The following is a 13,490-nucleotide window of genomic DNA, read 5'->3' as shown; positions in this document are numbered from 1 at the left end:
CCTGTTACACGCTATTCAACAGGAGGTTCTCTTGCAGAACTCTGATACCCCTAAAGTTTCGATGCTTGTTCCCATCTGCAATGTTGAGCGCTACCTGCGCGAGTGCCTCGATTCCGCCGTGGCGCAAACGCTCAAGGACATTGAGATCATTTGCATCAACGACGGCTCTACTGATAGCTCGCCAGATATCATCCGCGAGTACATGGAGCGCGACCCCCGTGTAAAGATGATCGACAAGGCCAACAGCGGCTACGGCGACTCGATGAATCGCGGCCTGGAGATGGCACGCGGCGAGTACGTGGGCATCCTTGAGTCCGACGACTTTATGTTTGAGGATTCGCTCCAAAAGCTGGTCGCCAAGGCCGATGCTGAGCATGCCGATGTCGTTAAGGGCGACTTTTACTTGTACTGGTCTGCGCCCAGCGAGCGCCGTGAGCTGTTTGGGATTATCGACGAGCATATGACGGGCGCCGCGTATCGCCCCGTCGATCGCCCGGGCATCTTCTACCGCAAACCTTCCATTTGGTCTGCCATCTATCGGCGCGAGTTCCTTAACGACAATCAGATTCGGTTTCTTCCCACGCCGGGTGCCTCGTATCAGGATGCGGGTTTTAACTTTAAGGTCTGGGCATGCGCCGAGCGTGCCGCGTTTATTGCGGACCCCATTTTGTGCTATCGCCAGGATAACGAGAAGAGCTCCGTTAACTCGCCTAACAAGGTATTTTGCGTGTGCGACGAATATGCCGAGATGCAGCGCTTTTTGGATGAACGCCCCGAGCTTAAGGCTCGGCTTCAGGGCATTTTAATGCGCATGAAGGTCGATACGTACCGTTGGAATGATGAGCGCCTGGTTGATGAGTTGCGCGAGCAGTTTTGGGAGAAGGCTTCACCTGAGCTCAAGGCCGATTGGGATGCCGGTCGCTTTGACCTGTCGCTCTTCGATCCGCGTGGCGAGACCGACTTGCGCCTGATGATCAAGTCGCCCCGTGCTTATATCGATTCGCGTTTTGATTTTAAGAAGCCGGGCAAGCTCAATACGTTTAAGCATTATTTTAAGATTGGCGGTCTGCCGCTGGTTTGGCGTGTGCTGACGTATCAGCGTACCTACGGTGATAACCCGCATCCCGATGACGTGCCGACGGCACAGTAGGAGCGCGTGACCATGGCTACCCCAAAGATTTCCGTTGTCGTTCCCATCTACAAGGTGGAGGAATGCCTGGCATGGTGCCTGGACTCCCTGCTCGCGCAGGATATGTCCGATTGGGAAGGTGTGCTGGTTAACGATGGCTCGCCGGATGGTTCGCGCGACATCGCCGCTGCCTATTGCGAAAAGGATACGCGCTTTAAGCTTGTCGATAAGCCCAACGGTGGTCTGTCGAGTGCACGTAATGCAGGCATCGCTGCGTCCACGGCGCCTATCGTCGCGTTTTTGGATTCCGACGACCGCTTTACGTCCGATGCATGCCGTGTGATCGTCGATGCCTTTGAGCGCGAGGACTGCGACGTTTTGACCTTTGGCGCAAACCCGTATCCGCTCGACGCGGGGTATCCGTGGCTTAACTATGTGCTGAGTCCACGCGACGTTTCGTTTGAGGGCTATAGCTCCGACCTGCTGTTTAAGGAAGCGTCTCGCCCCTTTGCATGGCGTACCGCCTGCAAGCGTGAGTTTTTGCTGGGTAGCGGGATCGTGTTCGACGAAACCGTTAAGTATGGCGAGGACCAGGTCTTCGATTTTGCCGTGTACGGTCGTTCGCGTAAGACCGCGCTTATCTCGAACAAGCTGTACGACTACCGCGTGGCGCGCAAGGGTTCGCTCATGGACACCATGCGCTACGACGACGAGACACGCCTGCTGGAGCACGTGAAGATTTACTCCGCGGTGCTGGCTGACTGGCGGCGCCACGGTCTCGATGCCCAGCATGCCGATGACCTGGCGTACTTCCTGTGTGATCTGGTACTGTACGATGCACTCAGGCTGTTGAGCTCGGGCTGCGGCAAGGTGTTTGCTGCCGTTGCCACGGCGCTTGCCGGTTCTGCCGTGGGCAGCGATGCTGCGCTCGCACAATGCGCTCCTTCTGTTGCCGCTATGGTGCGTACGGCACTTGTCGGTAAGGCGCCTGCTGCTCGTTCGTGCAAAAAACTCATGTTCGATTACGACGTCTTGAGGTTTGGGCGCCTGGGCGCGTGCAAGCGCATGGCTGCGAACGCTCTGGGAAAGCGAGAAGTGTAGATGAGTATCAAGCGTTTGGCGCTTTGCCGCAGTCAGGGTCGTCTATTTGTCCTGCTTCGTTTTGCCGGTCAGGATGTCGCGGGGATTATTGAGCAGGAGGGTTCCCAGGCCTTTGCTCGCGCGACGACCAATGGCGCTTGCGTGCCGTCTTTGGCACTGCCGGTCGATCATGGCCGCGTGCTTGCGCTTTGCCCCTCAGTTGCCGATTATGAGCGTGAGCTCGTCGTCTTGGTGCTTCCGTTTATGGACGGCTCTACAATTGACGTCTCATTTGCGTCCGGCGGCAAAAGGCTGGGCTCTCTTCGCCTTGATAGTCGTATTGCCAAGCTTGAATCTAAGATTAACTACAAAGCAAAGCCTGCGATGTGCGCGCTTATCCGCGATGCGCAGCGCGGCGAGTGCTGCGGTCGCTACGAGATCGATGCCGTTCGTTATTTACCGGCAGATGAGGGCGCCGTCTGGCGCTATGAGGTAAAGTGGGCGGGAGATCCCCAGTGCGTCCCTGGGCTCCAGATCTTCGATACGCACATGAATACGATTGATGCCACCGTGCATGTGTTTGAGTCGCAGGTCGATGTTCTCCAGCAAAACGGTTGTCGCGTCAATAAAACGTATCTGAGCGTGGAGATGCCCGAGGATATACGAGATTTTGTCGCGATTGCGGCTGATCCCACGGGCCAAATCCAGAGTGGGTTTTGCGCCATGGATGGCCGCCTGTACAACGGCATGGTCGACGACAGTTGGAACCGCATGAAAGATGCGCGTGCGGATGACGCTGCTTATCGATGCTGGTTTGAGCAGCATCGCGCAAGGCCGGGCGACCTGGCGTGCCAGTGCGTCGTCGCGGCGGCATTCGCCTACCGACCGCTCGTGAGCATTGTGGTGCCGTGCTATAAGACCGATCGGGTCTATCTGCACGAGCTGCTGGACTCGGTGCTATCTCAGAGCTATGACAACTGGGAATTGCTGCTTATGGACGCCTCGCCCGAATGGGATGCGGTGGCAAATCTTGCGGCCGACGCCAATGACGAGCGGGTTCATCGTATTGAGCTGCCTGGCAACGGCGGCATTGTGCTCAACACCAACGCTGGCATTCAACAAGCGTCGGGCGACTACATCGCATTTTTGGACCATGACGACATTCTGGAGCAGGATGCGCTGTTCCACTATGTCGCCGCGTTGAACAAGGCGGCAGAGGGGGAGCGTCCGCAGGTCCTGTTTTGTGACGAGGACATGTTTCAGAAAACGGGGGAGTGGGGTCAGCCGGTCTTTAAGACGAAGCTCAACGTTGACCTGCTCTATAGCCATAACTGCGTGACGCATTTTCTGATGGTGGAGAAGGCGCTTATCGATCGCATTGGCATGTCGCCGGAAGACGTCGCGGGCGCCCAGGATTATGATCTGACGCTTCGCTGCCTTGCATCGGGCGCACGGTTTGAACATATTGCCCACGTGCTGTATCACTGGCGCGTGCATCCCGGTTCTACCGCCGATGGCTCTGCAGATAGCAAGCCGTATGCCATCGAGGCCGGACGCCTTGCGCTGCAGCGTCACTTTGACGCGCTGCGCATTCACGGAACGGTCGAGGAGACCGAGACGCCGTTTGTCTACCGCATGCGCTATGCGCTGCCGGAGCCTGCGCCGCTGGTGAGTATTGTGATTCCCACCAAGGATCACGTTGAGACGCTCGACGCCTGTGTCATGTCGATCGCCCAGAAGGCCACGTATGCCAACTACGAGATCGTCTTGGTGGAGAACAACAGCGAAGTCCCGGAGACGTTTGCGTATTACGAAACCCTGCCAGAGCGCGTGGCTGCAGCATCCGAAGGTAAAGGTAGCGCACGTGTTGTGTACTGGCCGGGCGAGTTCAATTACTCCCAGATCATCAACTTTGGCGTTGAGCATGCCAAGGGCGATTATCTGTTGCTGCTGAACAACGATACCGAGGTCATAAGCCCCGATTTTATTGAAGAGATGATGGGTTATCTGCAACGTCCCGATGCGGGCGTGGTGGGCGCCAAGCTCTACTTTGCCGACCATCTGGTGCAACACGCTGGCATATTGGTTGGCGTGCGTGGCGCTCTTGCCCATGCCAACCAGGACTTCTCGGCAAAGCGTGAGGGCTATCTTGCCCGTGCCGTGCGCCCGGGCAACTTTAGCGCCGTGACGGGCGCCTGCCAGATGGTGCGACGCGACGTATTTGAGCAGGTCGGAGGCTATAACGAGGAATTCGCCGTCGGTTTTAACGACGCAGACTTTTGTCTGCGCGTGTGGAAGGCGGGCTTCCGCACCATCTTTACGCCCTATGCCGAGCTGTACCACTACGAGTTCACCTCGCGCGGCAGGGAAGAGGCCAACGAGGCAAAGCTGCGCCGCTGGAAGCGCGAGCAGGCCCTGTTCACGCAGCGCTGGCCTGAGTTCTTCTTGACGGGCGATCCGTGGCTGGGGCCTAACTTGTCCTCCGAAAGCGAGTACTTCTCGCTTTAGACAATGGTTTAACTGCTGTCGAGAGCCGCTAAGGACACTAAGGGCTATGACTATCTGGTGCAACTGGTCGGTTACTCCATTTGGCAGCGCGCCAACTTGCACCTGCCATAGGAAGGAATGTCGATTCTGGTGTTCGGGCGAAGGCGCTACGCGATGAAATTCTCCACTAGCGCAACCATCGAGTCCTTCTCGCTTGGATCGGAGAGGGCGACCATGAGCGTCATCGCCGCCAGCGCGTTGCCCTCCACGCGGAGTCTCTCTCCGTCTCTGAGGACTCCGTTCTTATCGAGGAAGTGTATGAAGAGCGCCGCCGCGGAGCGCTTGTTGCCATCCAAGAACGGATGGTCCTTCACTACGAGGTAGAGAAGGTTGGCGGCCTTCGCTTGAACGGAGGGATATAGGTCTTGGTCGCCAAAGCCTTGATAGAGAGTGCTGATGATTCCGGCGAACTGGTTGTCCCGCTCTCGTCCGAACAGGGTGAACGACGAATAGAACGGTAGACTGCGGACGACTTCGAGAGCTTCGGTATAATCGAGCTCCCAGTTGGGCTCGTTACCCTGTGGCGCCTTCATCCTTCCCGTATCGTATTCGTCGAGCAGGGTAAGGCTCGGAAGGTACTTCCGCAGCACCTCGGCCGCGCCGGAGAGCTCCGGCGCGCTTGATCGCTCGAGGACCTTGAAGACCGTTCCAAGCGCCTCGAGCCTTTTTTGGTTGATGGAGTAACCCTGTAGGAGGTGCTGCTTGAGCACGCCATTTGCCCACCGGCGGAAGTACACGCCCTGCTGGGACTTCACACGGTAGCCAACTGAGATGATCATGTCGAGGTTGTAGTGCTCGACCTGACGTTTTACCGTTCTTGTTCCCTCCAAACGAACTATTTCAAAAAATGAAATAGTTCGAATTCCGGCAAGCTCTTCCTTTGCTGCGGAATGAATGTGCTTGGAAATAGTCGGCACTCCGCGCCCGAACAACGTCGCCATCTGCTGCTGGGTCAGCCAGACCGTATCACCGTCGACGCGCACGTCCAAGTGGACGGTGTGGTCGGGATTCTCGTACAAAGCGATTTGTTGGATTTCGGTCGCAGTGCGCATAGCGCATGCCCCCTTTGATAAGTTCGACGTGGACAAGCCTGCTCTTTAGGAATAGAGCGCTTCCACCGTGTCTGTTGTATATGGTGCCAACCGGCATCCCGCCGGTCAGCTGACGTCGCGAGCGCCAGCTAAGCCAGGATCGGGGCAGCGGGGGTTCACGGCGCCGGCGCTTCGTACCATTGGGGGCCTCCGAAGCGACTTTCACCCTGTCTTGTTCGGTAAAGACAGTATACCACGAAACACGAACATGCGTACGTATTTCTGATATAATTATAGCCGGACGCGGCGCGTGTCGTCCTCCGCCCTACTCTCCGAAGTCCATGACAATCCGGGCCGCGGTTTCACGAGGCAGTGGGTGGCCATATGGATAGGATCATCCTTCTCCTACCGGCATACCCGGTCTCGGAGATAGGCGGCGAAATAGGCCGTCACCAACGACAGACTCGCCCCGCCGAAGCAGGCGGGGATATAAATTCCTTGAAGGAGGCCAAAGGAGGTTCGATGAAGAAGGGCATGAGCATCAATTCCCTCATGAAGCACATGAGGACGAATCACGGCATGGAGGATTTGCGGGGGAGCGACAGAAAGATACTGCTGAGAAACATGGGCTATTTCCATGGCTATAAAGGCTTCCGGTTTGTCCGAAAGCCCAAAAACGCTATACCCCTCCCTTCGTTCGATGCCCTCATGGACATATACGGGTTCGATTCCGCCATCAAGGCGGCAATCTACCCGGAAATAATGTTCATCGAAACTGCGGTTAAAAACATAGTCCTGGCCAGGATACTTGAGAACATAGAGGACCCCGGGCTGGCGACCTTCTTAAGGCGCGGCCTCCGGACATGCAGGGATGCCGGCGGAAGGGTCGTGAGCGGGCAGATGAGGGAAAAGCTCAAGCTCAAGAGCCAGCTTCAGAACATCGTGAGACGGAGTTACAAAAACGATCTCGTGAAGCACTATGTCGATCGCGACGACGACGCGCCCGTTTGGAGCATTTTCGAGGTGATGACCCTCGGGGATCTCACAAGCGTATGCAGGAGCCTTCCCGATGAAACCCTCGCCGAGATCGCAAGCGACCTAGGTTTCTCACATGCGAACCCCGGCATCGTCGTCGACATCGTCGAGACGATTCGCCCCTTAAGGAACGCGGTCGCCCACAACGGGGCGGTGTTCGATTCGAGGTTCAGCCAATCGGTCAAGTACACCAATCCCGACAGAAACCTGGCCGCGGTCGGCGAGCTTCTCGATGAGGACCTTTCTATCGGATACAGGTTGAATTTCAATTCCATAGTCGACTACATCGTTCTCCTGGCCTATCTATTGACCTTACTAACGCATCAGAAGAAGCGTTCCAGAGAATTTCTTCGGAAATGCCTTCGGGAGCTGGAGAAGCTGGAGAGCGCTGTCGGGGTGGACACGTACATGATGATCGTCGGAAGCGGTGATCGGCAGAAATACAGATTTATTGAGGGGTTCATTGATGGCTACGGGCGCAAACGGTGACGTTTCTCCCTTGTGCTAGAATAAACAACAAGAAGCGGCGAAACGCCGTGGGAGGAGTCGATCAGTCGGCTCCTCCCTTTTTTAATATGAATTGAACATTGCCAGGCGGCAAATGGCCCTGCCGTCCGCGGAGCTATCGCGGACGGCAGGGCCAATCTATCTTCACTCGGTGGTCGAATGCGGCCTTTTCCGGTTGTAGTAGACCTTGATGAGCTCGATCACCGCGTTCTTCGCGGCGCTTCTGGTGGTGAAGACCCTGCGGTGGTATATTTCATTTTCAGCATCGCAAAGAAGGACTCCGTAACGGCGTTGTCGTGGCAGTTGAGTACCGGTGGTCGGGCTGGATTGGCATCTGTGACGAGCACTGCATCGTGCGCTCGATGCCGAGGAGGGGAGGCACACCTGACAATTCAAGGGCGGAGGGCTTCTTCGGCAGGCTGAAGGTGGAGTTCTTCTACGGAAGGGGCTGGAACGATGCTAGCATGGGGGAGTTCATTGAGATGCTGGACGCCTATCTGGTCTGGTATCGCGACGGGAGCCGCAAGAGCGACCTGGGCTATAAGAGTCCGATGCAGTACCGAAGAAACCTAGGTTTTGTAGCGTAGGAACACGGTCCAGGATTTCCACTGTACTCCCCATCTTCGTGCACGAGGTGTATCGCGAGCTGCATGGCGGGGAGTAGTCGAAGTATGGGTTTCGGTGATGTACGGTTCGTGCAGGATTTGGAGGACTAGGCATGCCAAAGCGCTCCCTCTCTGTGAGGAGGCTCACATTCCAGAAGAAATACGACCGCTCGGGGAACCCCGAACAGTTCTCGCCAGCAGACCTAGATGGCAAGAACCTTCTTGACCTCTTTGATGCCTGGAGGAAGGAGCCCAACGCCATACCGCTGATGGAGCCTGGATCCGACGACTGCGTGGTCGTGAAGAAGGTCTCTCGACCAGACAAATACTCGCTATTCATCGATACAAACTCCGGCAAGCGCGGAGAAGAAGGCGACCTCTATAGGCCAGATAGCTCGCGACCAGCCCAGCACATCAACGAGGAGGATGCCGCGACGGGACATACCCGAGTCCTTCTCTACGTGCCAGAGCGAGGACGAAACGCACTTCTCTTTTCCGAGCACTGTCTGCGTGGAGCAGCCGGTAAAAGACTGCTCGACCTCTTTAGCCGCTGGTTCGCAAAGCAGTGCCCCTCCATCAAGCTCAAAAGTGAATGTGTGTGCGAGGGAACCGATTGGCTAGAGCATATCAAAGCCGTCAAAAGCATTGAGGTTCGCGCACATCGCCTCCCGAAGAAGGCGTATGACGCCCTCGGCACGACAGTAGGTTCTTTCAATCTGGAATTCAAGCCAGATACAGGGCGCAGCTTTCCAATTCAGAAGTGCTTACAGCTTCGTGAAGCCAAGGATGAGGCCAATATCCTCGATACCGTGTTTGGCATCCCCGAACTTGATGGCGAGGGCGAGAGCAAGCTGTTGGCCACCGTCGTTGGAAACGATGACCGAACCAAGAAGGTCGACTTCGATAAAGAGGTGCTGCCCCACTTCCTGCGCACGCTCAGCGAGAATGGAGACCCCGAGATCAGCGACGATGAGTTCATACAGCGCTGCTTTTTCCACGCTGACGAGATACTCAAGCGCATCGGTGAGTAGCCTATGAATATGTTTGGGCGGTATCTCGAAACGCTCTGTTACAGAAGGTCAGACGGTAAGCAACGAGTTGACTTTGGACGGGCATTTGTTCAGCTTGGCGCTCCTTTGATCGTGGCATTAATCTTGGCTCTTATTGGTGTGGAAGTAGACGAGGGTTCCAACGCGATTTCGTTCATCTCCATTATCGCGGGCCTGATGTGCGCGGTCGCCGCTCTTCTGTTCGAGGCAAGAACGTCCATCATGAGGCGGGACAAGACAACCGTCGAAAATGATGAACGCTCTGCGGACGAGTTGTTCTGCCTTTGCATCTGGCTGATTTTCGTTGGCATAGTCGGAACGATTGCGTTTCTGCTCCCAGACTTTAAATATCCGTTCAGTTTTCCCTGGTGGGTACATAGGGCATACAGCTTTGTATGCTTTGCCATCATCTTGCACTTCTTCATTGTTGTGGCAGCCTTTGCGACGAGGTTTATTCGCATTTACGTACGCGTCGTTGAACACAAGGAATAACGCACTAAACCGCATATGAGCACCGGTTTGTGACCGGCTTGGAGGGTGAGCAGGATGGCGCGGTTGAGATTTACTTCGCCGAGGTCGACCTCGAACTGGTGCGCGCCGGGTACACCCGCGCCGTCGAACTGCTGGCTGCCGAGGACCGCGACGTGGCCAATCTGCTTGAGAAGGCGGCACCCCTTCGAGCTCACGTACCTGGGCTTCCCCCGCGAGCGCCGCAAATGGATGCGCACCGACGACGTCCGGGAGCGCGCCAACGCCGGGGTCGAGCGGCGCACCAAGGCGGTGTCGGTCTTCCCGTCCGTCGAGTCACTGGTCGGGCTCGTCGGGGCCGTCTGCCTCGACCAGAGCGACGCGTTGCCGTACGCGCAGAACCTTATGGACGTCCGCAGTCTGCGGAAGGGCTACGAGTCGCCCGGGCTGCCGGCGGCGGGGGAAGGGGCCGTCGGACGTGCCCCGACGCTCGTGGGGGTTGCCTTCATGGACAAGCTTGGTAAGGTCGCGTAGGATATCGGTCGACGACGGCCCTGGAGGGGCTTACGCCACTATTCGTGACACAACTTGCCCTCCATGTGTAATTGGCTAAATTGTTAGTATGCAGGACACGTTAGCGACTTATAAAAGTTGCACGGTGATGGGGGAGAGTTTGGGACGATCAAAAGGGCGCAATTCAAAGGTTGAGCTTCTGCGCATCATCTCGATGTGGTTCATAGTGGCTCATCATTTCGTGATTCATAATGCTGAGCCCATTTCTGTTTTTCCGGGAACACTTACGCGCATGGTGCTGCACGGCGTGCTGTATCCCTCGGGGCGTATTGCCGTTGCCGTGTTTTTTATCATCACGGTGTGGTATCTGGCCGACGCGCAACTGACACTTAAGGGTCAGCTGCGAAGGGCTTGGACCCTGCTGGGACAAATGCTCTTTTACAGTGTGCCGCTCGTCCTGTTCTTCGGTGTGTTTAAGGCGGGGGATGGTCTGCAAGCTGAAGAGCTGATGGCTGCCGTCTTTGCCCCGCTCGCCTCGCTGTGGTGGTTTCCTACGGTGTATATTCTGCTGATTCTTGTGGCGCCCTATCTGTTCGACGGGTTGCGTGCCCTGACGAGCCGGCGGCTGGGCGAGCTCTGCATGCTGCTGATCGTGCTATATGGCGTCTTGCCCGTTGTGCCGTATTCGACAATTGGCGGCTTTGTTTCCTCCCTGACGGGTCAGACGGTCGTGATCGCGTGCGTGACGTGTTGGTTTAAGTATCATTATCGCGGCGGGGCGGATGCGAGGGTTTTGGCGCTGCCTGTTCTTTCGTACGTTGCTGTGTACGTTTGCTACTTTGTGGCTCAAAAGGACGTGCTCCTTTTGAGCGCTTTCGCTTCCAGCGTGTACGGATCGGTGGTGACTAATCCTGCAAGCCTCTTGTCGCTTGCGATCGCACTTCCGGTGTGCTTGTTTGTCTTTAACGCTCAACCTGCGCATTGGCCTGCTGTCAATTACTTGGCCACGTTGTCGTTTGGCGTATACCTTGCTACGGACAGCGGTTATATGCAGGAATTACTTTGGAAGAACGTGCTTGTGTTTTCTCACTGCCACACGGCGTGGGGGCTGCTGTCGGTTGTGCTCGTGGTGACCGGCGTGTATGTTGCCGCGTCCTGCGTCGAGGCAGTTCGACAGGTTCTGTATCGGGTGATGTTCAAGCATCCGGGTAGGGCGTTTGATGTTTTGTGTGACAAGATTGCAGGGGTTTCTTTGCTAAGGTAGGCCATTGTTGGGCCAAGTCCTGTGCGGTGTGTAAATTCGTAATCGCGATTCCCCTACGCTGTCTTCCTCAGCTTCGCCTGCTGCCCGGCGATTCTCACCAGCTTCGGCACGGAGTCTCTCCGTCTCTGAGAACTCCGTTCTTATCGAGGAAGTGAATGAAGAACGCCGCTGCAGAGCGCTTGTTGCCATCCAAGAACGGATGCTCCTTCACTGCGATATAGGCAAGGACTCTGTTGGCAGAAAACACTGTCTAACATTTCTGCCGCGTTCCCCAGTAGGTCAAGTAATTCAATTACAATTATTCGAGTTCAAATTTGTTTGGTTAAAGTTTACTTTTTAGATTTAAGTTAATTTGTTGGGAGTGCATATATGAAAAAAGTTCGTTGCGCAGTCGCTAATTTGGTTACCGCTGTTCTGGTTTCCTCTTCATTCCTTGCTCCCGTTTCGTCGGCCTATGCAGTTGAGTTTTCCTCGCTTTCAAATAATGAAGCCGAGACCTCTAGCTCCTCTTCATTTTCGGATTTCGTTTCCGAGGATACTGAGAAGACCGCCGAAGCCGACCCTTGTGAGGTTACTGAGAAGACCGCCGAAGCCGACTCTTGTAATTCGGAAGTCGAATCGGCCGCTCAGCCGGCTCAATCTTACGATTCCTCCTCTGTCGATGCCTCTTTTCAATACTTGTACATTGCGCAGCCCTCTCTTTCGTTGGGTGCTATGCAAGAGGCGGCGTTCGCAACTGCATCTGACTCCGATGTTTTGACCTCTGCGTCCCTATCATTCGTCAGCGATTCTGGCGAACAGCGCTCCATTGAAGCTTCGGCCTTCGCTGGGAATGCTGCGGGCTTTACATTTGGACAAGATTTGTTGGTAGCGCGGTATTTTTTAACCGGTATTACGTATCAGGTGAAGGATTCGAACGCAATCTATTCAGTGGACCTCTCGTCTGAGGATTACAGCTTTGACGTAGTCAATTCGTCTTCTTCATCTGATTACGTTGACAATTCCGATGATACGTCGGTCTACTATGCCGATGAGAACGGCAATCCTGTCGAGGCTTTCTCTATTGAAGAGGCGCTTTCCGGTTCTGAAGATGATGGCGGCATTGCGGCTTATAGCGTCGATTCCCGTTCAGCTCGTAAAAACGTTCGTGTGATTGCACTTGATGCCGGTCACGGTGGATCCGATCCTGGCGCTCAGGGCAATGGGAAGAGTGAAGCCGACCTAACTTGGAAGATTGTTAGCGCGTGTAAGACCAAGCTTGAGAATTACGGATTTAAGGTAATTCTCGCTCGTGAGCAGTCGGGCAGTTACGGAAGCAACGACTTCCTTTACCGCGTTCAGCGTTGCGTCAATCAGGGCGCTCAGGCCTATATCAGTTTCCATATCAATTCAGGTTCGTCCGCAGCTCATGGTGCCGAGGTATATTCGCCTACCGTGAACGGGGCTGACTATACCCAGGTTTCGTACGAACTGGCCCAGAAGGTTCAGAACAATCTTGTTGCTCTCGGACTTACAAACCGTGGCGTCTTTCAGATGCAGGTAGGCGACGAATTCGCTGTTATTCGTTGTGCTCGTGAGGCTGGAATCCCCGGTATTTTGATTGAGCACGGATTTATCTCCAATTGGGGCGATGCGAACAAGTATTTTAGTGATGCCGGGTGCAAACGTCTTGGAGAAGCTGATGCGGATGCCATCATCGCGCAGTTCCCCAAATCCTCTTGGCTTGATTATTCGTCTGTTTTCGATGCCGACTACTATCTCAATAAGTATCCAGATGTTAACGAATGGGCAAACGGAAACAAAGATAAGGCCCTAGATCACTTCATCAGCTACGGCATGTCGGAGGGCCGCCGCGGCTCCGAGGCGTTCGACGTGCAGAGCTACTACAACGAGTACCCCGATCTCCGCGCCGCCTTTGGCACCGACCTCGCCAGCTACTACTCGCACTACCTTATGTACGGCAAGAAGGAGGGGCGCCACGCCACCGGCTGCTCGAAGCTCAGGGGCCCCGTAACCAAGGCGGGCGGAGTGGACTACGCTCCCGTCTACGACCCCGAGTACTACCTCTCCCGCAACGGCGACGTCGAGAAGGCCTTCACCAAGTCGACCTACGGCGGCGTGACCACGGTCGACGACTCGGCCGTCCTGCGGCACTTCATCAGCTACGGCATGTCGGAGGGCCGCCGCGGCTCCGAGGCGTTCGACGTGCAGAGCTACTACAACGAGTACCCCGATCTCCGCGCCGCCTTTGGCACCGACCTC

General features: G+C 55.8%; 12 protein-coding genes. 10 read left to right on the top strand and 2 right to left on the bottom strand.

Annotation, left to right across the window (positions count from 1 at the left end; genetic code table 11):
• Positions 1–31 precede the first annotated feature (31 nt).
• Genes ACTM86_RS00060 through ACTM86_RS00050 form a run of 3 tightly spaced genes read left to right on the top strand, consistent with a single transcriptional unit; the run spans position 32 to position 4,717 of the window.
• Entirely contained in the window at positions 32–1,150 is a 1,119-nt protein-coding gene (locus ACTM86_RS00060; RefSeq protein ID WP_441014749.1) for a glycosyltransferase family 2 protein, read from the top strand.
• Between the two features lie 12 nt (positions 1,151–1,162).
• Positions 1,163–2,230 (top strand): glycosyltransferase, encoded by a 1,068-nt coding sequence (locus tag ACTM86_RS00055; RefSeq protein ID WP_441014747.1) that lies wholly within the window; start codon positions 1,163–1,165, stop codon positions 2,228–2,230.
• A complete protein-coding gene (locus ACTM86_RS00050; RefSeq protein ID WP_441014745.1) occupies positions 2,231–4,717 on the top strand; it encodes a glycosyltransferase family 2 protein in 2,487 nt (828 codons plus the stop codon).
• Between the two features lie 146 nt (positions 4,718–4,863).
• Here ACTM86_RS00050 and rhuM read toward each other — a convergent pair whose 3' ends face one another.
• On the bottom strand, positions 4,864–5,808 hold the full coding sequence (gene rhuM, locus ACTM86_RS00045; protein WP_441053272.1) for a RhuM family protein: 945 nt from the start codon (positions 5,806–5,808) through the stop codon (positions 4,864–4,866).
• 363 nt (positions 5,809–6,171) lie between these two features.
• On the opposite strand from rhuM, the gene ACTM86_RS00040 reads away from it, so the two are divergent.
• From ACTM86_RS00040 to ACTM86_RS00015, 6 genes are all read left to right on the top strand, one after another.
• Positions 6,172–7,311, top strand: a complete 1,140-nt coding sequence (locus ACTM86_RS00040; RefSeq protein ID WP_373118380.1) for an Abi family protein — start codon at positions 6,172–6,174, stop codon at positions 7,309–7,311.
• A gap of 314 nt (positions 7,312–7,625) precedes the next feature.
• Positions 7,626–7,916, top strand: a complete 291-nt coding sequence (locus ACTM86_RS00035; protein ID WP_441017441.1) for an IS3 family transposase — start codon at positions 7,626–7,628, stop codon at positions 7,914–7,916.
• A gap of 131 nt (positions 7,917–8,047) precedes the next feature.
• Positions 8,048–8,965, top strand: coding sequence for a hypothetical protein (locus ACTM86_RS00030; RefSeq protein WP_373118385.1), 918 nt, complete (start codon positions 8,048–8,050; stop codon positions 8,963–8,965).
• 3 nt (positions 8,966–8,968) lie between these two features.
• Positions 8,969–9,475 (top strand): hypothetical protein, encoded by a 507-nt coding sequence (locus ACTM86_RS00025; RefSeq protein ID WP_441017439.1) that lies wholly within the window; start codon positions 8,969–8,971, stop codon positions 9,473–9,475.
• A gap of 54 nt (positions 9,476–9,529) precedes the next feature.
• Positions 9,530–9,985 carry a transposase gene (locus tag ACTM86_RS00020; RefSeq protein WP_275689608.1) on the top strand — a complete coding sequence of 152 codons (456 nt, stop codon included), beginning with the start codon at positions 9,530–9,532 and terminating at the stop codon, positions 9,983–9,985.
• Positions 9,986–10,073: 88 nt separating this feature from the next.
• Positions 10,074–11,228 (top strand): acyltransferase family protein, encoded by a 1,155-nt coding sequence (locus tag ACTM86_RS00015; RefSeq protein WP_441017436.1) that lies wholly within the window; start codon positions 10,074–10,076, stop codon positions 11,226–11,228.
• Between the two features lie 94 nt (positions 11,229–11,322).
• On the opposite strand, the gene ACTM86_RS00010 is transcribed toward ACTM86_RS00015, so the two are convergent.
• Positions 11,323–11,475 carry a Fic family protein gene (locus ACTM86_RS00010; RefSeq protein WP_161160854.1) on the bottom strand — a complete coding sequence of 51 codons (153 nt, stop codon included), beginning with the start codon at positions 11,473–11,475 and terminating at the stop codon, positions 11,323–11,325.
• A gap of 122 nt (positions 11,476–11,597) precedes the next feature.
• Here ACTM86_RS00010 and ACTM86_RS00005 point away from each other — a divergent pair.
• Positions 11,598–13,490, top strand: a 1,893-nt coding sequence (locus tag ACTM86_RS00005; RefSeq protein ID WP_441053269.1) for an N-acetylmuramoyl-L-alanine amidase, incomplete at its 3' end; no start/stop codon positions are given.

The sequence above is a fragment of the Collinsella sp. HCP3S3_E11 genome (assembly GCF_052067375.1).
Taxonomy (GTDB): domain Bacteria; phylum Actinomycetota; class Coriobacteriia; order Coriobacteriales; family Coriobacteriaceae; genus Collinsella.
Note: the sequence above shows the minus strand (reverse complement) of the source record. Positions and strands in the feature narration are given on the sequence as shown.

Coding starts and splice junctions, on each gene's coding strand:
- ACTM86_RS00055 (WP_441014747.1), top strand. CDS start 1,163: ATGGCTACCCCAAAGATTTCCGTTGTCGTTCCCATCTACAAGGTGGAG.
- ACTM86_RS00050 (WP_441014745.1), top strand. CDS start 2,231: ATGAGTATCAAGCGTTTGGCGCTTTGCCGCAGTCAGGGTCGTCTATTT.
- rhuM (WP_441053272.1), bottom strand. CDS start 5,808: ATGCGCACTGCGACCGAAATCCAACAAATCGCTTTGTACGAGAATCCC.
- ACTM86_RS00040 (WP_373118380.1), top strand. CDS start 6,172: ATGGATAGGATCATCCTTCTCCTACCGGCATACCCGGTCTCGGAGATA.
- ACTM86_RS00030 (WP_373118385.1), top strand. CDS start 8,048: ATGCCAAAGCGCTCCCTCTCTGTGAGGAGGCTCACATTCCAGAAGAAA.
- ACTM86_RS00025 (WP_441017439.1), top strand. CDS start 8,969: ATGAATATGTTTGGGCGGTATCTCGAAACGCTCTGTTACAGAAGGTCA.
- ACTM86_RS00020 (WP_275689608.1), top strand. CDS start 9,530: ATGGCGCGGTTGAGATTTACTTCGCCGAGGTCGACCTCGAACTGGTGC.
- ACTM86_RS00015 (WP_441017436.1), top strand. CDS start 10,074: ATGCAGGACACGTTAGCGACTTATAAAAGTTGCACGGTGATGGGGGAG.